Consider the following 23,589-nt stretch of genomic DNA (forward strand, 5'->3'; position numbering starts at 1 on the left):
AGGCCGCGACCCGTGCGGCGGGAACGACGAAAGCCCTGGTCAGGAGACCAGGGCTTTCGTGTGTGTCGCGTTCTCTGTTGCGGGGGCAGGATTTGAACCTACGACCTCTGGGTTATGAGCCCAGCGAGCTACCGAACTGCTCCACCCCGCGGCACAAGAAGAAACATTACCAGGCGATCTGCGACCTGTCCAATCGGCACGACCACCGACCCCGAGCCGCCGCCTGCAGGACGACCGACCGCCCCTCGACCGGGGTCGAGGGGCGGTGGTCGTCACCGGTGCAGCGGTCGGCGCTACTGGCCGGCGGTCGCGGCCTCGCTCGCGGTCACCGCGGCCTCGAGCGCGGTCTGGAGGCGCTCGTCGGCCTCGGCCGCGGCCACCAGGTCGTTCGACTGGTACGCCGCGCTGCGGTCCTCGAGGGCGGACTGCGCGTCGGCGAGGGCCTGGTCGAGCTGCGAGTTGCCCGTCGCGCCCGTGCCGGCGCCGGCACCGGCGTCCGGGGCGTCGCCCGCACCCGTGTCACCCGTGTCGCCCGTGCTGGTGTCGCCCTCCGGCACGCCCTCGTCGCCCGCCTGGGCGCCGGAGTTGCCGCCGAAGAGCGAGTCGAGCGCTCCGTTGAGGGTGTCCTCGAAGGCGATCTTCTCGCCGAACGAGACGAGCACCTTCTGCAGCACGGGGTACGACGTCTCGCTGTTCGACTTCACGTAGATCGGCTGCACGTACAGCAGGCCGCCTCCCACCGGCAGCGTGAGCAGGTTGCCCCGCACGACGCTGGTGTCGCCCCGGGTGAGCAGCGCCAGCTGGTTCGCCACGGCCGTGTCGGTGTTGAAGTTGTTCTGCACCTGGCCCGGGCCGGGGACGGTGTCCGTCTTGGGCAGGGTCAGCAGCGAGAGCTTGCCGTAGTCGGGCGAGATCTCGCCGGGCGTCGTGCCCGCGTCGGCGTTCGCGGCCAGGTACCCGGTCAACACGTTCCGCGCGTTCTCCCCCGACTGCTGGGGGATGTACGTCGAGTAGATCGAGAACGCCGGGTCCTGGTCGGGCAGCTGCAGGGTCAGGTAGTACGGCGGCTGCAGCGGCGGGTTCGCCGTGTTGCTCGTCGGCTCGTTCGGGGTCACCCACGCGTCGTCGCTCGAGTAGAACGAGTCGGCGTCGGTCACGTGGTAGGTGCCGAGGATGGCGCGCTGCACCTTGAACATGTCCTGCGGGTAGCGGACGTGCTGCATCAGGTCGACGGACATGTCGCTCAGCGGCTTCGTCGTGGACGGGAAGATCTTCTGCCACGTCTTCAGGATCGGGTCCTCGGTGTCCCACGCGAAGAGGTCGACCGACCCGTCGTAGGCGTCCACGGTCGCCTTGACCGAGTTGCGGATGTAGTTGATCTCGTTCGACGCGTAGACCGGTCGCTCGGTGTAGGTGTCGGCGATCGCGTCCGACAGGGCCTGCGGCTTCGAGTACGGGTACTCCGGGGTCGTCGTGTAGGCGTCGACGATCCACTTCACCCTCCCGTCGACGACGGCCGGGTACGGCGCGCTGTCGATGGTGAGGTACGGAGCGACCTTCTGCACGCGCTGGGCCGGGTCACGGTCGTAGAGGATCTGCGACTGGTCGTTGACCGCGTCGGAGAGGAACACCTGCTCCGACTGGAACTTGATCGCGTAGATCAGCTTCTTGAACGCGCTGTCGAGCTTCGGCCCGCCGTCGCCCTCGAAGGTCGTGGTCTGGTTCGTGCCGTTGTCGTTCGCGCCCGAGGGGTAGTCGAGCTCGATGTCGTCGCCGCCGTCGCCGCCGACGATCGAGTAGTCGGGCGACTCCTGGCCGAAGTAGATGCGCGGCTCGTACGAGTCCGAGTCGCCGAGGGCGCCCGTCACCGGGATGCCCGACTCGAGGAAGACGGGCTGGCCGTCGGCCGAGCGCTGGTTGCCGTAGGCCGCCACGACGCCGTAGCCGTGCGTGTAGACGAACGTCGTGTTGTACGGGGTCGCCGAGTTGCCGAGCTGGTCCGTGTTGAGCTCGCGCACGGCGATGACGGTGTCCTGCTGCTGGCCGTCGATCGTGTAGCGGTCGACGGAGAGCTGCTCGGGGAAGCTGTAGTACTGGCGGTACTGCTGCAGCTGGGCGAAGGCGTCGGTGACGAGCGCCGGGTCGATGATGCGGATGTTCGCGGTCGTGACCGCGTCGCCGGCGAGCGCGCCCGCCTCGGCGTCGCTCTGCGCGTCGTAGGACTGCTCCTCGACGTCGGCCACTCCGTACGCCTCCCGGGTGGCGTCGATGTTCCGCTCGATGTAGGTCGACTCGACCGTCCGCTCGCTCGGCTCGACCTGGAACCGCTGGACGATCCAGGGGTAGATGCCGCCGACGATGATGCTGATGATGATCAGCGCCGCGGTGCCGATGACGGAGAGGCGCCACTTGCCCACGACCGCGGTGACGATGAAGAGGATCGCCACGACCGCCGCGGCGAGCGCGAGGATCTGCTTGCCGGGGATGCCCGCGGCGACGTCGGTGTAGGTGGCACCGGTGACGAGCTTGTTCGTGCCGTCGGTGAGCGTCGCGTACTGGTCGAGCCAGAGGCTGAGGCCCTGGAGGGCCAGGTAGAGCGCGGCGGTGACGGCCAGCTGGATGCGCGCCACGCGGGAGATGCGCACGTCACGGCCCGAGAAGCGCAGCGCCCCGTAGAGGTAGCTCGTGGCCAGGGCCGCCAGGCCCGCGATGAGGACGACGGCCGACGCGAAGCCGACGGCGCCCTGGTAGAAGGGCAGCTCGAAGACGTAGAAGCCCACGTCGAGGCCGAACTGCGGGTCGGTCTCGCCGAAGGAGGTGCGGTTCAGCCACTGCAGGGTGACCTGCCAGCGCGTCGAGGTCGCGATGCCCGCGAACAGCCCGAGCACGATCGGCACGCCGAGCACCACGACGCGGCGGAGGGGCTCGATGACCTGCTGGTAGCGGTCGAGCTGCGAGTTGAGCTTCGCGTAGACGGGGCGGAACCGGAACGCCACGTCGATGCTGACCCAGACCGGGACGGCCATGGCGACGAAGCCCACGAGGAACATCACCGCGCCCGCGATCCACTGCGTCGTCAGCACGTTCGCGAACCCGAGCTGGTCGTACCAGAGGTAGTCCGTCAGCAGCGACGAGAAGATGAAGAACGCGATGACGAGGGCGGCGAGGATCGCCACCGTCACGAGGACCGGCGCTCGGGGCGAACGTCGCGGGGTGCGCGACGATGCAGGTGACGTCAAGAGGGTGCTCCTGGCTCAGGGGACGTGGACGGCCATCCTACGTGTCGAGCCTGACCGTTCCACCGTGCCCGCGCCTCCTCGCAGGGAGCTGTGCAGGGGCCCTCAGCCGGCCGTGCAGGTGGGCAGCGAGGCGGTGTCTCCCCCGTCGGCCACGGTCTCGAGCGCCGTCACGGCGTCGTCGAGGGTGGCGACCGCGTAGACGTCGAGGCCGGAGGGCACGTGGCCGACGACTTCGTCGCAGTTGCTGGCCGGCGCGAGGAAGACCGACGCCCCCGCGTCGCGGGCTCCGTACAGCTTCTGGCGGATGCCTCCGATCGCCCCCACGGTGCCCGAGGCCGTGATGGTGCCCGTGCCCGCGACCGTCTCGCCGCCGTTGAGCTCGCCGGGCGTCGTCTTGTCGATGATCCCGAGGGCGAACATCATGCCCGCGCTCGGGCCGCCGACCTTGTCGAGACGGAGCGTCACGTCGAAGGGGAACTCGTAGTCGACGCTCACGCCGACGCCCAGGAGCGGCGTGCCCTGCACCTCCTGCGGCGTCACCTGCTCGGTCACCTGCTGACCGTCGCGCTCGACGACGACGTCGGCGGGGCCGTCGGCCCCGTGGTCGGCGACCACGGCGCGGAGGGCGTCGACGTCGCCGTTGGTCGTGAGGTCGACGCCGTCCACGCTGACGACGACGTCGCCCTCGCGGAGCACGCCCGCCGACGGTCCGTCGTCGGAGACCTGGCTGACCGTGACGGTGCTGGGCACCTGGTACCCCTCGTGCACGAGGGCGGCCGCGACGGCGGACTTCTGGGAGTTCTGCATGTCGACGGCGTTCTGCTCGTCGACCTGCTCGTTCGAGACGCCGGAGGGGTAGATCGCCTCGACCGGCACGACGGCCCGGCTCGGCGAGAACCAGGCCTGGACGACGTCGAGCCAGCTGGGCCGGTTCGCGACGTCGCCGCGCACGCTGACGGTCAGCAGGTCGAGCGACCCGGCCGTCGGGTACGTCTCGGCGCCCTCGACGGTGATGAGCGGCTCGCTCTCGCCCTCGTAGTCGGCGCTGCCGAGGGTGTCGAAGACGGGGCCCGGCTGCTCGATCAGGTAGGGCGAGGGGAGGAAGGTGAGCGCGAGCCCGGCGACCAGGGCCACGACGAGCAGCCACCACCCGAGGGCGGCACGGCGACGGGGCTGCTCGACGGGTCGAGCCGGGGGCGTGAACATGGCCACGGACGGTCCTTTCGGTGTTCGCCACGGGCGCAGCGGCGGACCGGGAGGCGTCGGCCGGAACCCAGGCTGTTCCTGCGGCCAGCAGCTAGCGTAGTCAGCATGACTGATGAACCGCAGCGCGGCCCGGAGGACGAGTTCCGAGAGATGCTGCGCCAGTTCCTGGCGGGCGGCTCCGACATCGATCCGTCGAAGCTCGCGGGCGCGGCGGGGCTCCCGTCCGACCCGGCCTTCGTCGCCCGGCTGATGAGCCAGCTGCAGGACGCCGTGAGCCGCAGCGGCGACGGCATCGACTGGAGCGTCGCCACCCAGCAGGCGACCGCCGTCGGCACGGCCTCCGCCGTCGCCGCCGACCCGGCCGCCACCGCGGCCCTCGAGCGGGCCTTCACCCTCGCGGCCCTCTGGCTCGACGAGGTCACCTACGTGGCCGAGCTCACCGTCCCCCCGAAGCTCGTGAGCCGCGCCGAGTGGGCGCGCCTGACCATGCCGGTCTGGACGCAGCTGGCCGAGCCGGTCGCCGAGTCCATCGCCGACTCCCTCACCCGCGTGCTCTCCGAGCAGGCCCCCGACGAGATGCAGTCGCTCCTGGCCGGGGCGGGCCAGGTCATGCGCAGCGTGGGCGGCACCCTGTTCGCCCTCCAGCTCGGCCAGGTCGTCGGCCAGCTCTCGACCGAGGTCGTCTCGGGCGGCGACGTCGGCATCCCCCTGCTCGACGACCAGCAGGCCGCGATCGTGCCGCAGAACGTCGACGCCTTCGGCGAGGGCCTCGACATCGAGCGCGACCAGGTGCAGCTGTACCTCGCCGTGCGCGAGCTCGCGCACGCCCGGCTGTTCCGGCACGCGCGCTGGCTCCGCCTCCACCTCATCTCGTCCATCCGCGAGTTCGCCCAGGGCATCCGCATCGACACGAGCCGGCTCGAGGAGCTCGCGGTCGACTTCGACCCCGAGTCGCCCGAGCAGCTGCAGGACGCCCTCGCGAGCGGAGCGCTGATCCCCCCGAAGACGGACGAGCAGCTGGCCGCCCTGGCCCGCCTCGAGACGACGCTCGCCCTCATCGAGGGCTGGGTCGACGTCGTCACCGCCGAGGCGACCGCGCGCCTGCCGAAGGCCGGCGCGATCGCCGAGACCGTCCGCCGTCGCCGGGCGGCCGGCGGCCCCGCCGAGTCCGCGTTCTCGACGCTCGTCGGCCTCGAGCTCCGCCCCCGACGCCTCCGCGAGGCCGCGGCGATGTGGTCGGCCGTCAGCGCCGCGGTCGGGGCCGAGCAGCGCGACGCGCTCTGGGCCCACCCCGACATCGTCCCGACCGACGCCGACATCGACGACCCCCAGGCCCTCGTGGCGCGGCTGACCGCGTCCGAGCCCGCCTTCGACGACGTCGACCAGGCCATCGCCGACCTCCTGGCCGACACGGGCGACGACCGTCCCCGCGAGTCCACGGACGGCAGCGCGGTCGAGGCCGAGACCGACACCGACACCGACACCGAGCCCGACCGCGGCGAGGACGGCTCCCCCGACCGCGGTCCCTCCCCCGCTCGCTGACCGTGGGCCCGCCCGGGCGGGCCTGTGGACAACGCGGGGCGGTCGCTCCCGCTGCAGCAAGCTCGGGTCGTGCCCGCTCCTCGCCCCCTCCGCCTGCCCGACCACGTCCCCGTGCTGTGGCGTGATCCCGACACCCTGCAGATCGGGGTCGAGCGGGCCCTGGTCGTGCTCCGCGGCGTGAGCAGGCTCGAGGAGGCGGTGGTCGCCGCCCTCGTGGCCGGTCGCGGCGACGGGGGCGTCACCGCGCTCGCCGCTCAGCTCGGCGCCGATGCCGGGTCCGTCGCCGCCGCCGTGCAGCGGCTCGAGCCGGCCCTGCTCGTCGACGGGCCCCGCGCGACACTTCCGCTCGTGCGCCTCGCGGGGTCGGGGCCCCTCGCCGACGCCGTCGGGCGGCTCGCCCAGGCGGAGGGCCTCGGGGTGCTGCGGGTCGACGCCGAGAGCGTCGCGGGCTCCCCCGGCGACCCGCGGAGCGCCTCCTCGGTGCCTGCCGGCCTGGGCCTGGTCGTCTCGGGCCTCGTCCCCGACCCGTGCGTGACGGCCGAGTGGGTGCGCCACGACGTCGTCCACCTGGTCGTGCGCTCGGGCGACCGCTCGGTGCGGGTGGGGCCGGTCGTCGTGCCGGGCGTGACGGCGTGCGTCCGGTGCCTGCACCTGCACGACGGCGAGGCCGACCCGGCGTGGCCCGCCCTCGCCGGTCAGCTCGTGACGGCCCCGCCGACGCCCCTGTCGTCGCTGGTGGTGCACGAGGCGGCCGCGGCGGCGGTGCGGCGGCTGCTCGCCGTGGCCGAGCACGGAGCCGGCGACGACGCGGCGGCCGTCGACCGCGTCGACCGGGCGAGCGGCGAGGTCACGCGCTCGTGGACGACGCCGCGTCTCGACTGCGGGTGCGGAGCTCCTCCAGGAACCGGCTCGGTCGACGCTCGCCGCCCCGGCCCTGGCCCGCCGCGCCCCACGACAGCCGGAGGCGCTCCCGGGCCCGGGTGACGCCCACGTAGAGCAGTCGCCGCTCCTCGTCGATCGCCTCGAGCCCCTGCGCGTAGCTGATCGGCACGAGGCCCTCGCTGAGGCCCACGAGGTAGACGCTCCGCCACTCGAGCCCCTTGGCCGAGTGCAGGGTCGCCAGGGTGACGGCGGCCATCGTCGGCTCGTGCTGCCCCTGCTGACGGGCGAAGAGCTCGTCGACGAACTGCCGCAGCGTGGTGTCGGGGGGCGAGGCCTCGGCGAGCCCCATCAGGGCGTTCAGCGACTCCCAGCGGTCACGCACGGCGCCCCGCTGCTCGGGCGCCTCCTGCGTCCACCCCAGCGAGCGCAGCACGTCGCTGACCGTCTTGAACAGCGGCTCGCCCACGATGCTGACGGCCGCTCCCTTGAGCATCATCAGCGCCTCCTTGACCTCGCGCAGCTCGAAGAACCGCGTCGCGCCCTGGACCCGCGTCGAGACGCCCACGTCGGAGAGAGCGCGCTCGAGCGCCGCCGCCTGGACGTTGACGCGGTAGAGCACCGCGATCTCCTCCGGCGCGACGCCCGACGCGATCTCGTCGGCGATCGTCTGGGCCACGCCCCGCGCCTCCGCCATGTCGGTCGGGTACTGCGTCACCGGGGGCACCGGCCCGGTCGTCTCGACCGCGGGGTGCAGGTGGAGGGCGCCGGGCCGGCCGCGCATGAGCTGGTTGGCGGTGTCGACGATCTGGCGCGACGAGCGGTAGTTCTGCTCGAGGCGCACCACCGTCGCGTCGTCGTACCGGGAGCCGAACCCCAGGAGGTAGTCGGCGGAGGCCCCGGCGAACGAGTAGATGGTCTGGCTGGCGTCGCCGACGACGCAGAGGTCGTTGCGGTCGCCGAGCCACAGCTCGAGGAGGTGCTGCTGCAGGGGCGAGACGTCCTGGTACTCGTCGACGACGAAGAAGCGGTACTGCTCGCGGACCTGCTGCGCGACCCGGGGCTCGAGCTCGAGCATGCCGACCGTGGCCAGCAGGACGTCCTCGAAGTCGAGCTGGCGCCGTTCGTCCTTGATGTCCTCGTAGGCGGCGTGCAGGTCGAGCGCCGCCTCGACCGACACCGACTGCGGCAGCGAGCGCGAGGGCACCTTCAGCGCGTACTCGTCCATCGTGAGCCGGGAGACCTTGCGCCACTCGATCTCGCCGGCCATGTCGCGCAGCGAGGCGGTGTCGAGCTTGAGCCGCAGCCGCTCGGCGGCGTGCGCCAGCAGCTTGCCCTTGCCGTCGAGGAGGCGCGGCATCTGCCCGCCCATGGTCTGCGGCCAGAAGTACGACAGCTGCGAGAGGGCGGAGGCGTGGAAGGTGCGCGCCGAGACGCCCCCCGCGCCGAGGTGGCGCAGCCGCCCGCGGAGCTCGGCCGCCGCGCGGGAGGTGAAGGTGAGGGCCATCACGCGGTTCGGGGCGTACACGCCGGTCGCGACGCCGTAGGCGATGCGGTGCGTGATGGCGCGGGTCTTGCCGGTGCCCGCCCCCGCGAGGAGGCAGACCGGCCCGAGCAGCCGACGGGCCGCCTCGCGCTGCTGCTCGTCGAGCCCGGCGATGAGCTCAGCGGCCTCGGTCACTGGTCGAGCTCGCCGCCGAACCAGTCCTCGATGATGGCGCGGGCGATCGACGTGCGGCCCGGCAGGAGGACGTCACCGAGGCTCGCCGCGAGCTCGTCGCGGCTGAACCAGCGCAGGTCGAGGATCTCGGCGCCGTCGGGCTCGAGCACCCCCGGGTCGGCGGCGTCGACGACGGCCCGGAAGCCGAGCATGAGGCTCGCGGGGAAGGGCCAGGGCTGCGACCCGAGGTACTGCGGGTCGACGACCTTCACCCCGCTCTCCTCGAAGACCTCGCGCTGCACGGCCTGCTCGAGGGACTCGCCGGGCTCGACGAACCCCGCGAGGAGCGACCACCGGTTGGACTCCCACAGGGCGTTCGAGCCGAGCAGCAGACGGTCGTCGGCGTCGGTGACGCCGACGATGATCGCGGGGTCGGTGCGCGGGAACACCTCGTGGCCGTCGTCGGGGTCGCGCCGTACCCAGCCGGCCTTGTCGCTGACGAGCTCGCGGCCGGTGCGCGGGGCGAAGCGGTGCGAGTCGTGCCAGTTGGCGAGGGCGACGGCCTCGACGGCCAGGCCCACGTCGCGGGCGCTGAGCGTCGAGCCCGTGGCCCGCGGGCTGCTCCACGCGTCGTCGTCGGGCTCGAGGGCGGCCGCCTGGTCGTCGTCGAGCAGCGCCGCCACGACGGGGGTGCCGACGGGCTCGGCGGCTGCGGGGTCGAGCGACCGGCCGAGGTAGAGGTGGTCGCGGGCCTGGCCGAGGGCGGCGGGCTCGAGCAGGGCCAGCGCCGACGGCGTCGCCATCAGGGTCCGGCCGCGCCAGACGGGCAGCACCCTCGTGTCGGCGGACGACAGCAGCTCGGCGACCACGCCCGGACGCTCGCGGGTGAGGTAGTCACGGTCGACCTGCTGCCGGGACAGCGGGAGGCGGGGCGTGAGCGGCGAGGACATCGGACGACCAATCATCGCGAGTTGACAGCGTGGCGCGCGGAGTGGCACCGGGCGCGGCGGCCTACCCTGAGGGCATGGCCAGATCTCATCTCACTCTAGCCGCGTTGGCCACGGCCGCCGTCGCCGAGCTCGACGTCGTGACGGCGTCGCCGCACGGCTCCTCCCAGGGCGGCGACTACGACTCCGCGGTCGTGGGCAGCAGCGACGGCGAGCAGCTGATCGTGCGGGTGCCGCGCAGCCAGCGCGCCGAGGCCACCCAGTCCGCCGACCTCGTCGCGCTCCGCGCCCTGAGCGCCGGGGTCCGCGGCCGCCTCCCCTTCGCCGTCCCGCAGTACCGGGGCCAGGCGCCGATCGGCCGCACGCGCGGCATCGTCTACGACTTCGTGTCCGGGCGCCACCTCCGCAGCAACGAGGTCACCTCCGGCTCCGGCCTGCCCACCGCCCTGGGCCGCGGCATCGCCGCGATCCACTCGCTCCCCACGAGCTTCGTCACCGACGCCGGGCTCACGAGCCACACGCCCTTCGAGGCGATGCGGTCGTCGGCGGCCCTCGTCGACCGGGCCGCCTCGACGCGGCTGCTCCCCGCCGCGCTGCTGGAGCGGTGGGAGGCGGCGATCCAGGACAGCGTGCTCTGGCAGTTCCAGCCCACGGTCGTCAACGCCTCGCTCGAGGCGTCGTCGGTGCTCGTCGTCGACGACGCCGTCAGCGGGGTGCTCGGCTGGCACGACCTCCAGGTGGGCGACCCGGCACGCGACCTCGCCTGGCTGCTCGGCGCCCCCGGGCGCGAGGCGATCGACTCCGCCTTCGACGCCTACAACGCCGCCCGCGGCACCAGCGACCACCAGCTGCGCCACCGGGCCACGCTGTACCGCGAGCTCGACCTCGCCAAGTGGCTGCTGCACGGCACGAGCACGAAGAGCACCGCGGTCGTCGACGACGCCGTGGGCATGATGACCGACCTCGTCGACCGGCTGCAGGCCAGCTCGCAGGGCGGCATCGGCGCCGGCGGCACGGCCGCCCTCGACCCCGACGGCGTCGAGGAGCTGCTCGCCTCGACGGAGCGCCGGCACTCCTAGGCCGCCCCTAGGTCGCGGCCGACGTCGGACGCCCGGCCTCGACCGCCTCCCAGAGGGCGACCAGCTCGGCCCGGTCGGCCACGTGCCGCGGCTCGACGACCACGTCGTCGGCGACGAAGTAGAAGACCGCGTCGACGCTCTCGGCCGGCACCCCCCGGAAGCTCGCCCAGGCCTCGCGGTACAGGGCGAGCTGCAGCTGCCGGAGCTCGAGGTCGGCGGCGTCGACGGGCGCGGCGCCCGTCTTCCAGTCGACGACCTGCCAGCGCCCGTCGCGCTCGAAGACGGCGTCGATCTTGCAGATGACGGTGCGGCGACCGAGCGGCAGGTGCACCTCGAGCTCGACCTCGACCGGCTCGACGCCCGCCCACGGCGAGCGCTCGAACGTGCGCTGCAGCTCGACGAGGCGCCGCGCGTCGTCGGGGTCGACCAGGCCCGCCGTGCCGCCGACGCGCTCGTCGTCGAGGTCGATCTCGGTGGCCCAGGCGTCGAGGACCTCCGCTCGCCCCGTCGGCCGGTACCGCTCCTCCACCCACTCGTGGAAGAGGGTGCCGAGCCGGGTCGCCCGGTAGGGCCTCTCGGGCAGGGGGCGGCGGAGCGACGCCGCGACCGCGGCCGGGTCGCTGACGTAGTCCTTGAAGCGCGAGGCGGGGATGCGCTGCGGGAGGTCGATCGACCCCGCCCGCTCGCGGATCGCGTCGCGCTCGCGGAGCAGCAGGTCGATGTCGGCCGACCACGGTCCGTCGACGACGTCGGGGCGGTCGGGCTCGACCGCGCGGGCGGCGATCTCACGGCTGACCCGGGCCGCCGCTCCCTCGACGGCGGCCCGTCGCGGGCCGAGCGGGTCGATGGGCCAGGCGAGCTCCCGGGTCGTGTCGGCCAGGGGGTTCTCGTCGTCGTCGGGCAGCTCGGGCAGCGCGCCCGGGGGCAGGACCCCCGCGTCGACCAGCTCGCGCAGGTAGCGGCTCGCCGCCCGGGGCTTGACCGTGGTCGACCAGAACGACCCGCTCAGCAGCACGGCGTCGCGGGCGCGCGTGAGGGCCACGTAGGCGAGGCGCCTCTCCTCGGCGAGGTGCCGCTCGACGAGCTCGGCCCGGAACGCGGCGAGGCCCTGGTCGAACTCCTTCTGGTCGTCGACGCCCCGCCAGGCGAGCTGCGGCAGCTCGGCGGCGTCGCCGCGGAACTCGAACGGCAGCTCGCCGAAGCCGAGCCAGCCGACGCCCTCCCGCGAGGTGCCGGGCAGCTCCCCCTCGACGAGCCGCGGCACGGCCACGACGTCCCACTCGAGGCCCTTGGAGCCGTGGACCGTCAGCAGCTGCACGGTGCCGGGCTCGCCGTCCTCCGAGCGCGGGCCCATGTCGTCGCGTCGCTCGGCCGCCGCGAGCCAGGAGAGGAAGCCCCCGAGGGTCGCCGACTCGTCGGTGGCCACGTAGCCGGCCAGCTCGTCCTCCAGCGCCTGCAGCCAGGCTCCGCCGTGCCCCTGGCCGGTCGCGGCGCCGACCTCGACGTCGAGGAGCATCTCCTGCTGCACCAGGGTCACCAGGTCGACCAGGTCGAGACCGACGCGGCCGCGGAGGAAGGCGAGCTGCGAGCCGAGGCGCCGGAGACGCGCGAGCCCCTCGGGGCTGAACTCGGCGAGCTGGCGGTGGCCCTCGGGAGCGGTCGTCACGAAGTCGAGCGCGTCGACGATCGAGCCGTGCTCGCCCACGGCGACCGAGGCTCGGAAGCCCGCCGCGACGTCGTCGCCGAGCTGCTGCTGCGCGTGGTCGTGGGAGAAGAGCCACGACGACACCGACCGCAGCACGGCGATGTCGTGCAGCCCGACGCGCCACCGCGCGCCCGCCATCAGCCGGATCAGCTCGGAGCCCGCCGCGGGGTCGTGGAGAACGCGCAGGCACGACACCAGGTCGACGACCTCGGGCCGATGCAGCAGGCCCCCGACGCCGAGCACGTGGTACGGGACGCCGCGGGCGGCGAGCGCCTCGACGAACGCCGGCACGGTCTTCTTCGACCGGAAGAGGATCGCCGCCGTCCGCGGCTCGGCACCCCCGTGCCGTGCCGGGTCGAGCTCCCGCTGGAGCCAGTGGGCCACGCGGTCCGCCTCGGCGGGCAGCGTCTGCTCGAAGACGACCTCGACCCGGCCCTCGGGCGCCGCGGGGCGCGGGCTGAGCTCGGCGACGGCGCCCTCGGCCGCCGCGGCCAGCTCGGCGACGACGGCGTTGGCCGCGTCGAGCACCCGCGAGGCGTTCCGCCAGCTCGTCGACAGGCTGTAGAGAGCGCCCGGCGCGGCCCCGAAGTCGACCGGGAACCGCCCCAGGTTGGCGGCGGAGGCGCCGCGGAAGCCGTAGATCGACTGGTGAGGGTCGCCGACCGCCATCACGCCCGTGCCGCCGAAGAGGCGCGAGAGGAGGGTCGTCTGCACCACGCTGGTGTCCTGGTACTCGTCGAGCAGCACCACCCGGAAGCGTGCGCGCAGCTCGGTCACCACGTCGGGCGCCGTCTCGCAGACCTCGAGCGCGAGCGCGACCTGGTCGGAGTACTCCACGAAGCCGCGGCGCGCCTTCTCGTCCGAGAAGGCCCTCGCCAGCTCGAGCAGCGGAGGGAGGGCGGCGACGGCCGCCACGGCGTCGACCACCGACTTGTACGGCGTGCCCTTCGTCGACGGCAGGCCCGCGAGGTCGAGGAACCGCTCGGCGAGGTCGGCCACGTCGGCTGCGTCGGCGACGTTCTCGCTCAGCGCGTGGCTGAGCCTGAGGACGGCCTCGGTCAGCGAGTCGACGCTGCGGCCGAGCCCGGCGAGGCGGTCGTCGGTGCTCGCGACGACCAGCGAACGCGCCAGCTGCCAGGACGACGCCTCGCCGAGCACCTGGGCCTCGCTCTCGCGCCCGACCCGGAGGGCGTTGTCGCGGAAGATGCCGTTGGCGAAGGCGTTGTAGGTCGACACGGTCGGGGCGTCGAACGGGTCGACGTCGTCGCCGAGCAGCCCCGCGACCGAGAGCTGCTGCACGCGGCGCTCGATCCGTTCGCCGAGCTCGCCCGCGGCCTTCCGGGTGAAGGTGAGGCCGAGCACCTCGGAGACCCCGACCAGGCCGTTGGCGAGCAGCCAGACGACGCGGTTCGCCATGGTCTCGGTCTTGCCGCTGCCGGCGCCCGCCACCACGAGGGCCGGCTCGAGGGGCGCCTCGATGACGGCCTGCTGCTCAGCCGTGGGGCGGGGCAGGCCGAGCACCTCGGCGATCTCGACGGCCGAGCGGAGACCCCGTGCGGGGGCGGCCGGGGCGCCCGTCGTCGGGGGCGGGGCGGCGACGCTCACGAGCTGACCTCCCCGACGACGTGGATGCGGCAGGTGCCGCCGTTGCGCCCCTCGCAGTGCTCGTCGAGCCGGGCCACGAACACGCGCCCGGCCATGCCCTCCGCGGCGTCGGTCACCCGGTCGCGGAAGCCCTGGAGGGTCTCGGCGTCGAACGGCGCCTGGGCGGGCTCGCGGTACAGCTTGCCGCGCACCCCCGACGAGACGATGACGAGCTTCGCGCCCCCGGGTGCCGTGCCCTCGGGCACCTCCTCGATCGCCCCGTCGGCGAGCGCGACCTGGTAGCTGCCGAGCTGGGGGTGCTCCGCCACGGCCCGCGGCGAGGTGGGCACGGCTCGACCGGTCTTGAGGTCGACGATGACGGCCGCGCCCTGGGCGGTGCGCTCGACGCGGTCGATCGCCCCGCGGAGCCGGGCCGGGCCGATGTCGAGGGTGAACGACGACTCGGCGGCGAGCAGCTCCGCCCCGGAGGCCTCGAAGTCGCGCAGGTACGACGACAGGCTCTCGGTCATCTGCCGGGCTCGTCTCTTCTCGGCCTCGGCGATCCACGGCGACTCGAACTCGAGCTCGCCCCAGCGCTCCTCGACCGCGGCCCAGAGCGACTCGACGTCGGTCGCCGTGGCGTGCTCCATCACGTCGTGCAGCACCGTGCCGAGGCCCATCGCCGCGCTCGGGGCGGAGCCGCCGAAGCGGTCGACGAACCAGTGCAGGGGGCACTCCTCGAACGAGCCGAGCTGCGACGGCGAGACGGGCACGTGCGTCTCGGGCACCGCGAGGTCGACGAGCGGGGCCGTCGTCGTGGGCTCGGCCAGGCCGTACCACTGCCCGGGGTGGGCCCCCGCGACACCGGCCTCGGCGAGCTGGGCGAGCCCCCGGGCCGCCGCGTCGCCGCGGACGCCCCTCGGCGTCGTCACGAGCGCGTGGCGCAGGTGGCCCACGAGCCCCCGCAGCGACAGCGGGTGACCGCCGGAGGCGCGGGGCACGTCGGCGGGCAGCAGGCGGGAGAAGACGGACGGCCCCTCGGCGTCGTCGGCCGTCCACGACACGACGACCTGGCGGCGCGCCCGCGACACCGTCAGCGCGAACATTCGGAGCTCGTCGCTGAGGACGCCGGCGCGCGCGTCGGTCGGCGCGGCCGGGGCGGGGCCGTCCAGCTCGCCCGCGCGCAGCCGCTCGGCGGCGTCGACGAGCTCGTCGGGCCCGAGGAGGGCGCCCCGCACGCGGAGGTTCGGCCAGACGCCCTCCTGCACCCGGGCCGCGACGACCACGTCGACCTCGACGCCCACGGCGGAGGCGGGGGTGCAGACGAGGACGGAGTCGGCCGAGGCCTGGGGCGACAGGGTGTCCTCCGGCACCTCCGCGTCGAGCATGGCGTCGAGGAACCCCACGGCGGGCGCCTCGGGCGTGCGCTCGACGTACCGCTTGGCGGCGGTGAAGAGGGCGACGACGCCGTCGAGGTGGCGGTCGGCCTCGGCGGCGACGATGCCGCGCCCGGCCGACCGGGTCGACCACTCGGTCGCGAGGCCGCTGCGCTCCCACAGCCCCCAGAGGACCTCCTCGATGCTCGCGCCCTCGTCGGCCGCCCGCCGGGCGGCGTCGAGGCTGGCTGCGACCCGGCCGGCCCGGGCGGCCGGCCTCGAGTCGATCGTCACGAAGCGCCCGGGGGCGCCGAGGGCCTCCGCCAGCAGGGCGTCGGCCGATCGCGTGCCGCCGCCCGCGAGCTCCTCCGCCCGGAGGGCGAGGCGGAGGCGCCGGAGCGAGAGGGGGTCGAACCCGCCGAGCGGGCCGAGCAGCAGGTCGGCGGCCACGTCGGCCGTGAGCGGGTCACGACCGACCGCCACCGAGGCGGCGAGGAGGAGGTGCCGAGCCCCGTGCTCGTCGCGCACGGCCCGGCCCGCCACCGGGGTCCGTGTGGGCACCTCGGCGAGCTGGAGGCTGCGCGCGACCGAGGTCACCTGCCCGCCGCTGCGGACGACGACCATCATGCGCGCCCAGGGGACGCCGCGCAGGAGGTGGTGCTCGCGGAGCAGCCGGGCCACGCCCGACACCTCGTGAGCAGGGCTGTCGGCCTGCACGGTGACCACCGGCGGCACGTCGCGCCAGGGCCCCTCGTCCGCCGTCGGACCGGCGGCGTCGGCCGCGTGCTGCCGCCCGGCGGCGGCCGTGCCGATGCGGGCCGTGACCCGGCCGACGAGCTCGCGCAGGGCGTCGTCGTGCCGGTGCACCCGGGCCAGCCAGAGGGTCTCGACCCGGTCGAGGCCGAGCCGCGGCGCGAGACGGCCGAGCACGTCGGGGCTGCCGCCGCGGAACGCCGTCGTCGCGAGGTCGGGGTCGCCGAGGGCGACGACCGCGACGCCGCGCCGCACCAGGGCGCGGAGGAGGGCGACGGTCGACCGGGTGGCCTCCTGGGCGTCGTCGACGAGCACGACGCGGAGGCCGTCGACGGCGGGGGCCGTCTCGCCGCGGTCGAGGGCCGCCACGGCGAAGTCGACGAGCTCGGCCGAGTCGAGGCGACGGCCGGCCAGGCCGTCGACGACCGCGTGGTACTCGTCGGCGAAGTCGGCGACGGCCCGCCAGGCGGGCCGGTCGAGCCGGTCGCCCAGCAGGCGGAGGTCGTCGCCCGACAGTCCCTGCTCGGTGGTGCGCATCAGGACCTCGCGCAGCTCGGTGCGGAAGCCGCGGAGCGCTCGCACGCGCGGGCCGAGCTCGTCGGGCCAGGCCGGCCCGCCGCCGTCGGCGAGGTGCCCCTCCAGCACGGCACGGACGATGCTGTCCTGGTCGCCGCCGGTGAGCAGCGTCGGCGGCACCTGCCCCGCGAGGCGCGCGGAGTGGCCGACGACGTCGAAGGCGAGGGAGGCGACGGTGCGCGCCAGGGGGCCCGGCGTCGGCACCTCGACGCGCGCGGCCAGGACGTCGCGGAGGCGCGTGGCCGTCGTGCGGGTCGGCGACAGCGCCAGCACGGAGCCGGGGGCCCAGCCCCGCCGCTGCAGGCGATCGACGACGAACTCGACGAGCGTGGTCGTCTTGCCGCTGCCCGGGGCGCCGATGACCGCGGCGGACGCCCCGTCGGCCAGCTCGAGCACGGCGCGCTGGGACGCGTCGAGCTCGACGACGCGCGCTGCGCGCTCGTCGTCGGTCACCGGTCGGAACGCCGTCGCCACCATGGGGTCGACGCTACCGGCCGCCACCGACGGAGCGCGTCGGCCGGGCTGCTTGCGCCCTCAGTGAACGGGCACGCCCGACCCGGCGCCGTCGGATATCGTGACGTCGTGGACATCAGAATCGGCATCGCCAACAGCCCCCGTGAGATCAGCTTCGAGACGTCGCAGAGCGCCTCCGACGTCGAGGCCGTGGTCGCCCAGGCCCTCGACGGCGGCAAGTCGTACGTCACCCTCTCCGACTCGAAGGGCAAGACCTACCTCGTCCCGACCGCGTCGCTCGCGTACGTCGAGGTCGGCTCGGAGGAGAGCCGTCGGGTCGGCTTCGTCGGCTGACCCCGTGGAGCTCCTCTTCGTCTGCCTCGGCGGCGCCCTGATCGGCTTCGTGCTGCACGCCGCCCTGCCCGCGCGCGACACGCGCGGCGTGCTGCTCGTGCCCGGCGTCGCGACGGTGGTCGCCGCCGTGGCGTGGGAGCTCCTCCTGCAGCTGGGCTGGCGGGCCGACGGCGGCTGGATCTGGGTCGTCTCGCTCGCCCTCCCGGCGGTGGCCGGCGCCCTCGTCGCCCGGGGCCTCGTCGCCCGGCGGCGCCGGGCCGATGCCGAGCTCTACCAGCGGGTGGTCGCGGGCGCCTGACCGGTGTGCGCCGGTCGCGGCCGTCCGCAGCCCACGGGCTCCGCTCGGCGGGAGACGGTCAGGCCGTGAGGCCGAGCGCGTCCATCCGGCGCGTGTGCGCGGCGATGAGCTCGGTGAAGACCGGCTCGAGGCGCTCGTCGTCGGCCGAGACGTGCGCGGCGTCGATCGCGGCGCGGGCCACGAGCAGGGTGTCGCCGACCAACCGTCGGCCCCAGAGCGCCAGCCGCGAGGCCAGGGCAGGGTCGTCGCCGATCGCCCGGGAGAGCTCCTCGACGATGACGGCCTGGTCGTCGCCGGCCTCCAGCACGCGGACGATGCGGTCGCGGGGGTCGCCGTCGAGCCCTGCCGCGAGCCGGACGAAGACGTCGTTGAGCAGGCCGGCTCCGACGTACGCGCCGAGCACGGCCTCCGACCAGTCGGTGCCCTCGATGCGTCGGCCGAAGTCGTCGACGGCCGCGACGTGCGGCTCCATCAGCTCGGTCGGGTCGTCGCCGCGACGACGGATCTCGGCCACGAGCCCGCGGTGACGGTCGAGGGTGCTGCCGGCGACGTGGCCGGTGACCTCCCGGGCGCGGACGCTCGGGGCGACGGCGGAGGCCCGGGCCAGCGACTCGAAGAGCGCCAGCTGGAGGTACGCGGCCTGCCCCAGGTAGACGGCGAGGTCGGGCGTGAAGTCGCCGAGCTCGACCCGGTTGACGGCGACCGGACGCGACGCGGGTCGCGGCCACTGGAGGGTCGGGACGCCGCGCTGTGACCTACGGCCCATCCATGACACCACGCCGTCATCCTACGGGGTCCGGAGGGGCGCTCGCCCCGACCGGCTAAACTCCTCGCATCCCCCTATATGAGACAGGGCAACACTTTGACATTCACAGACCTCGCGATCGACCCCGACATGGTCGACGCTCTGGCGTCGAAGGGGATCCTCGAACCTTTCCCCATCCAGACCCAGACGATCCCCCTCGCCCTCAGCGGCCAGGACATCATCGGCCAGGCCAAGACCGGCACCGGCAAGACCTTCGGCTTCGGCCTCCCCATCATCCAGCGCATCGGGCTCGACCCGGCCCCCGGCGTGAAGGTCCTCGTGGTCGTCCCGACCCGTGAGCTGTGCGTCCAGGTGGCCGACGACCTCGAGGTCGCCACCGCCAACCGCGCCACCAAGGTCGTGAGCATCTACGGCGGCAAGGCCTACGAGGGCCAGGTCGAGCAGCTCAAGGCCGGCGCGCAGATCGTGGTGGGCACCCCCGGGCGCCTCCTCGACCTGGCTGGCCAGCGCCTCCTCGACCTGAAGAACGTGCAGGAGGTCGTCCTCGACGAGGCCGACAAGATGCTCGACCTCGGGTTCCTCAGCGACATCGAGAAGATCTTCCAGCAGGTCCCGGCGACGCGCCACACGATGCTGTTCTCGGCGACGATGCCCGGGCCGATCGTGGCGCTCGCCCGTCGCTTCATGACGAAGCCGATCCACATCCGGGCGACCGACCCCGACGAGGGGCTGACGCAGGCGAACATCAAGCACGTCGTCTACCGGGCGCACTCGCTCGACAAGGACGAGGTCATCGCCCGCATCCTCCAGGCCGAGGGCCGCGGCAAGACCGTCGTCTTCACCCGCACGAAGCGCGCCGCCGCCAAGCTCGTCGAGGAGCTCACCGACCGCGGCTTCAACGCCGCCGCCGTGCACGGCGACCTCAACCAGGAGCAGCGCGAGCGCGCCATGGCCGCGTTCAAGGCCGGCAAGAAGGACATCCTGATCGCCACCGACGTCGCCGCCCGCGGCATCGACGTCAACGACGTCACGCACGTCATCAACCACACCGTGCCCGACGACCACGACACCTACCTGCACCGCGCCGGCCGCACCGGCCGCGCGGGCAAGACCGGCATCGCGGTGACCTTCGTCGACTGGGCCGACATGCACAAGTGGGCGCTCATCAACCGCGCGCTCGACATGGGCCAGCCCGAGCCGGTCGAGACGTACTCGTCGAGCCCGCACCTGTTCACCGACCTCGACATCCCGGCCGGCACCAAGGGTCGGCTCGCGTCCGCCCCGAAGGCGGCCGTCGACGGCGGCTCCACCGCTCCCCGCGAGCGTGCCGCCGGGGCGTCGCGCTCCCGCGGTCGCGGCGGCGACTCGGCCCGTGCCTCCGACGGCCAGGGCCGTGACGGCCAGGGGCGCTCCGGCGGCCGGGGCGGCCAGGCCCGTGACGGCCAGGCCCGCACCGAGGCCCCCCGCGAGCAGGCTCCCGTCGACGGCGGCTCGGCCTCCACGACGGCCGAGGGCGACGCCCCTCGTCGTCGCAGCCGCGCTCGTCGTCGTCGCCCCGCGGGCGACGGCTCGGCGCCCGCCGCGCAGTAACGCTCCGCACATCGCCGAGAGCCCCCGTCGAGATCGACGGGGGCTCTCGGTGCACCCGGGGGCAGTGCGGGAGTCGCGGGTCGGGTCAGCCCCGGACGGGCGCCCAGCCGGTGGCCGCCTCGACGATCCGCTCCAGCTGCTCGGGCGCCGTGCTGTTCTCGCCGAGCCGGTTGGGCTTGCCCTCGCCGTGGTAGTCGCTGGAGCCGGTGACGATGAGGTCGTGCCGGCGGGCCAGGGCGCGGAGGCGCTCTGCCCCCGCGTCGGTGTTCTCGCGGTGCGCGATCTCGACGCCCATCAGCCCGGCCTCGACGAGCTCGTCGAACGCCCTCTCGGGGATGTTCGTGCCGCGGCCGCGGGTGGCGGGGTGCGCGATGACGGGCACTCCCCCGGCCTCGCGGACGAGCCGCACGCCGAGCAGGGGGCTCGGCGCCTCGTGCGGCTCGTAGTAGCCCGAGCGCCAGTGCAGGATCCCGGCGAAGGCCGCGCTGCGGTCGGGGGCGAACCCCTTCGCCACGAGGGCGTCCGCGATGTGGGGCCGGCCGAGCGTCGCGCCGCTCGTCGACTGGGCGAGCACGTCGCCCCACGAGATGTCGTAGTCGGCGGCGATGCGCTCGACGATGCGCTCGGCCCGGTGGAGGCGGCTGTCGCGGAGCCTCGCCGTCTCGGCCACCAGGGCCGGGTCGGTGGGGTCGAAGAGGTAGGCGAGCATGTGCACGCTGTCGAGCCCCAGCCGGGTGCTGAGCTCCATGCCGGGGACGAGCGTGAGGCCGGTGCCCGCGACGGCCCGGGTCGCCTCCGACCAGCCGGCCGTGGAGTCGTGGTCGGTGAGGGCCACGGTGCCGAGCCCGGCCCGCACGGCGGCCGCGACGAGCTCGGCGGGGGTCTCGGTGCCGTCGGAGACGCTGCTGTGGGTGTGCAGGTCGATCGGGCGGGAGGGCATCCTCCCATCGTAGGCGTCGCCCCCGAGCGTCGCCGTGGAGGGCCCCGTCACCTATGCTCGGCAGGGCCATGATCCGTCGTCTCGTCGCCCTCCTCCTCGTCCTCGCGGTCGCCGCCGCGCTGCTCCTCGCGCTCTGGCCCCAGGTGCTCGACCTGCAGCGCACCTGGCCGACCGCGCAGCTCGTGTCCTTCCGCGGCGCCGCCGCGGTCGTGGCCGCCGGCGCCGCCGTCGTGCTCTTCGTCGTGGCCCTGGTGGCCCGCCCGGTGCGCTCGCTCGCCTCGTCCGTCGCGGTGCTGCTGCTGGTCTTCGGGGCCGTCTCCGCCGGCTTCGTCGGTGCCCGGGGCCTCGGCCGCGACGACTTCGTCGAGGCGCAGCCGACCGACGTCACCGTGCTCGCCTGGAACACCCTGGGCGGGGCCCCGGGCGCCGACCGGATCGCCGCCCTGGCGGTCGAGGAGGGCGCCGAGGTCGTCAGCCTGCCCGAGACCGACGCCGAGACCGCGGCCGCCGTGGCGGCGGCCATGGAGGCGGCGGGCCTGCCCATGAGCGTGCTGACCGTCGCCTACGACGACGTGGCGAGCTCGAAGCCCACGTCGCTGCTCATCTCGACCGCCCTCGGGCAGTACGCGGTCGCCGTCGACGAGGCGGGCGTCGCCGTCGAGACGACTCCCCTGATGCCGTCCGTCGTCGCGACCCCCGTGTCGGGCACCGGCCCGACTATCGTGGCCGCGCACCCGCAGGCACCGACGCGCGACGACGTGCCGGCCTGGCGCGACGGCCTCACCGCCCTCGCCGACGCCTGCCGCACCGGCGACGTCATCATGGCGGGCGACTTCAACGCGACGGTCGACCACATGGCGGGCCTCGGCCGGGCCGGCGGCGCCCTGGGGCGGTGCCGCGACGCCGCGGTCTCGACCGCGAACGGCGGCCTGGGCACCTGGCCCGCCGACGTGGCTCCCCTGCTGGGCACCCCGATCGACCACGTCATGGCCACGCGCCAGTGGTACACCACCGGCTTCAAGGTCGTCACCGACCTCGACGACGCCGGCAGCGACCACCGCCCGGTCGTCGCACAGCTGAGCTCGACGGGCGCCTGAGGGGCTGACGGCGCCGGGCCCGATCGGGGAGAATGGCGGGCATGGCTGACGACACGGCGCCCCGCGCGACCACCAACCGATCCACCACCCCCGGGTCGGACCTCTTCCGCGACTACATCTCGTCGCAGTGGGCCGAGCACCCCGAGGTCCTCCCCGAGCCCCGCGAGGAGGCGCCGTGGGCCGCCGCCCGCCGGGCCCGGCTCTCCGCCCTGCACCCCGGGCAGCGGCTCGTCGTGCCGGCCGGGCAGGCGAAGGTCCGGTCGAACGACTGCGACTACCCCTTCCGCGCCCACTCGGGGTTCTCGCACCTGACCGGCTGGGGCGCCGACACCGTCCCCGGCTCGGTGCTCGTGCTCGAGCCCGTCGGCGACGGCCACGACGCGACCCTGTACTTCCGGGCCAGCGCCGGTCGCGACTCCGACGAGTTCTACGCGAACCCGGAGATCGGCGAGTTCTGGATCGGCCCGCGCCCGACCCTCGCCCAGGTCGGGGCCGACCTCGGCCTCGCCACCCGCGACCTGGCCGACTTCGAGGCCGTCGTCGGGCAGGTCGACGCCGACACGCTGCTCGTGCGCGAGGCCGACCCCGACCTCACGCGCCGCGTCGACGCCGTCCGCGACGAGGCCGACCTCGAGGCCCCCGCCTCCGAGCTGGCCGAGCGCGTCGAGCGCACCGACGACCTCGCCCGCGACCTCAGCGAGCTGCGGCTCGTCAAGGACGAGTGGGAGATCGCCCAGATGCGCCGGGCCGTCGCCGTGACCGGCGCCGGGTTCACCGACGTGATCGCCGACCTCGACGAGATCGTCGCGCACCCGCGCGGCGAGCGCCTGGTCGAGGGCACCTTCAACCGCCGGGCCCGCGCCGACGGCAACACGGTCGGCTACGACACGATCGCCGCCTCCGGCGAGCACGCGTGCGTGCTGCACTGGACGCGCAACGACGGCGTCGTGCGCCCCGGCGACCTCATCCTGATCGACGCCGGCATCGAGCTCGAGAGCCTCTACACGGCCGACATCACCCGCACCCTCCCGGTCAGCGGCCGCTTCACCGACGTGCAGCGCCTGGTCTACGAGGCGGTGCTCGAGGCCGCCGACGCGGCGTTCGCGATCGTCCGCCCCGGCATCCGGTTCCGCGAGATCCACCAGGCCGCGATGCGGGTCATCGCCGAGCGGACGGCGGAGTGGGGCTTCCTGCCCGTCACCGCCGAGGAGGCGCTCGAGCCCGACGCCCAGCACCACCGTCGCTACATGGTGCACGGCACGAGCCACCACCTCGGCATCGACGTGCACGACTGCGCCGCCGCCCGCCGGGAGCTCTACCTCGACGGCGTGCTGGAGCCCGGCATGGTCTTCACGATCGAGCCCGGACTGTACTTCCAGTCGGACGACCTGACCGTCCCGGCGGAGTTCCGCGGCGTCGGCGTCCGCATCGAGGACGACATCGTGGTCACGGCCGACGGCGCCGAGAACCTCTCGGTCGGCATCCCGCGCACGGTCGCCGAGGTCGAGGCCTGGGTCGCCCGCAGCTGACGACGCCCTGACGCTC

The 23,589-nt window shown here is 74.3% G+C and carries 15 protein-coding genes and 1 tRNA gene; 7 read left to right on the plus strand and 9 right to left on the minus strand.

Annotated features, from left to right (window positions below):
* Positions 1–77: 77 nt before the first annotated feature.
* The 3 genes from F1C15_RS04760 to F1C15_RS04770 form a co-directional block, all read right to left on the minus strand.
* Positions 78–151, minus strand: a tRNA-Met gene (locus F1C15_RS04760).
* A gap of 142 nt (positions 152–293) precedes the next feature.
* Complete coding sequence (locus F1C15_RS04765) at positions 294–3,239, minus strand: UPF0182 family protein (RefSeq protein ID WP_197981315.1); 2,946 nt, start codon at positions 3,237–3,239, stop codon at positions 294–296.
* A gap of 102 nt (positions 3,240–3,341) precedes the next feature.
* Positions 3,342–4,445 carry a PDZ domain-containing protein gene (locus F1C15_RS04770; protein ID WP_185234075.1) on the minus strand — a complete coding sequence of 368 codons (1,104 nt, stop codon included), beginning with the start codon at positions 4,443–4,445 and terminating at the stop codon, positions 3,342–3,344.
* Between the two features lie 105 nt (positions 4,446–4,550).
* Between F1C15_RS04770 and F1C15_RS04775 the strand changes: the two genes are divergently transcribed.
* A complete protein-coding gene (locus F1C15_RS04775) occupies positions 4,551–5,987 on the plus strand; it encodes a zinc-dependent metalloprotease (RefSeq protein ID WP_185233281.1) in 1,437 nt (478 codons plus the stop codon).
* 847 nt (positions 5,988–6,834) lie between these two features.
* On the opposite strand, the gene F1C15_RS04780 is transcribed toward F1C15_RS04775, so the two are convergent.
* Both F1C15_RS04780 and nudC read right to left on the minus strand, forming a co-directional pair.
* The gene (locus tag F1C15_RS04780) at positions 6,835–8,547 is read right to left on the minus strand and encodes an ATP-dependent helicase (protein ID WP_082514526.1); all 1,713 of its coding nucleotides are present in this window, start codon (positions 8,545–8,547) and stop codon (positions 6,835–6,837) included.
* A complete protein-coding gene (gene nudC / locus F1C15_RS04785; protein WP_056056538.1) occupies positions 8,544–9,476 on the minus strand; it encodes an NAD(+) diphosphatase in 933 nt (310 codons plus the stop codon). Before nudC ends, F1C15_RS04780 begins: the two co-directional genes overlap by 4 nt.
* Before the next feature lie 74 nt (positions 9,477–9,550).
* Between nudC and F1C15_RS04790 the strand changes: the two genes are divergently transcribed.
* Positions 9,551–10,552 carry a phosphotransferase gene (locus F1C15_RS04790; protein WP_185233283.1) on the plus strand — a complete coding sequence of 334 codons (1,002 nt, stop codon included), beginning with the start codon at positions 9,551–9,553 and terminating at the stop codon, positions 10,550–10,552.
* A 7-nt stretch (positions 10,553–10,559) separates the two neighbouring features.
* On the opposite strand, the gene F1C15_RS04795 is transcribed toward F1C15_RS04790, so the two are convergent.
* On the minus strand, positions 10,560–13,862 hold the full coding sequence (locus tag F1C15_RS04795) for an ATP-dependent DNA helicase (RefSeq protein ID WP_185233285.1): 3,303 nt from the start codon (positions 13,860–13,862) through the stop codon (positions 10,560–10,562).
* On the minus strand, positions 13,859–17,023 hold the full coding sequence (locus tag F1C15_RS04800) for a UrvD/REP family ATP-dependent DNA helicase (RefSeq protein WP_185233287.1): 3,165 nt from the start codon (positions 17,021–17,023) through the stop codon (positions 13,859–13,861). Before F1C15_RS04800 ends, F1C15_RS04795 begins: the two co-directional genes overlap by 4 nt.
* Positions 17,024–17,128: 105 nt before the next feature.
* Between F1C15_RS04800 and F1C15_RS04805 the strand changes: the two genes are divergently transcribed.
* The gene (locus tag F1C15_RS04805; protein ID WP_056056541.1) at positions 17,129–17,353 is read left to right on the plus strand and encodes a DUF3107 domain-containing protein; all 225 of its coding nucleotides are present in this window, start codon (positions 17,129–17,131) and stop codon (positions 17,351–17,353) included.
* A gap of 4 nt (positions 17,354–17,357) precedes the next feature.
* Positions 17,358–17,651, plus strand: coding sequence for a hypothetical protein (locus tag F1C15_RS04810; protein ID WP_185233289.1), 294 nt, complete (start codon positions 17,358–17,360; stop codon positions 17,649–17,651).
* Between the two features lie 58 nt (positions 17,652–17,709).
* On the opposite strand, the gene F1C15_RS04815 is transcribed toward F1C15_RS04810, so the two are convergent.
* Positions 17,710–18,429, minus strand: a complete 720-nt coding sequence (locus tag F1C15_RS04815) for a ferritin-like fold-containing protein (RefSeq protein ID WP_082514527.1) — start codon at positions 18,427–18,429, stop codon at positions 17,710–17,712.
* 84 nt (positions 18,430–18,513) lie between these two features.
* Between F1C15_RS04815 and F1C15_RS04820 the strand changes: the two genes are divergently transcribed.
* Complete coding sequence (locus F1C15_RS04820; RefSeq protein ID WP_185233291.1) at positions 18,514–20,007, plus strand: DEAD/DEAH box helicase; 1,494 nt, start codon at positions 18,514–18,516, stop codon at positions 20,005–20,007.
* An 85-nt stretch (positions 20,008–20,092) separates the two neighbouring features.
* Here the strand turns inward: F1C15_RS04820 and F1C15_RS04825 are convergent, their stop codons facing one another.
* Positions 20,093–20,947: a PHP domain-containing protein gene (locus F1C15_RS04825; protein ID WP_056058858.1), complete on the minus strand. Its 855-nt coding sequence runs from the start codon at positions 20,945–20,947 to the stop codon at positions 20,093–20,095.
* 68 nt (positions 20,948–21,015) lie between these two features.
* Here F1C15_RS04825 and F1C15_RS04830 point away from each other — a divergent pair, with 68 nt between their 5' ends.
* Both F1C15_RS04830 and F1C15_RS04835 read left to right on the plus strand, forming a co-directional pair.
* Positions 21,016–22,044 (plus strand): endonuclease/exonuclease/phosphatase family protein, encoded by a 1,029-nt coding sequence (locus F1C15_RS04830; protein WP_244634312.1) that lies wholly within the window; start codon positions 21,016–21,018, stop codon positions 22,042–22,044.
* A gap of 41 nt (positions 22,045–22,085) precedes the next feature.
* The gene (locus tag F1C15_RS04835; RefSeq protein WP_185233295.1) at positions 22,086–23,573 is read left to right on the plus strand and encodes an aminopeptidase P family protein; all 1,488 of its coding nucleotides are present in this window, start codon (positions 22,086–22,088) and stop codon (positions 23,571–23,573) included.
* Positions 23,574–23,589 lie beyond the last annotated feature (16 nt).

Origin of the sequence: Frigoribacterium sp. NBH87 (assembly GCF_014217665.1) — a bacterium.
GTDB classification, from domain to species: Bacteria; Actinomycetota; Actinomycetes; order Actinomycetales; family Microbacteriaceae; genus Frigoribacterium; species Frigoribacterium endophyticum.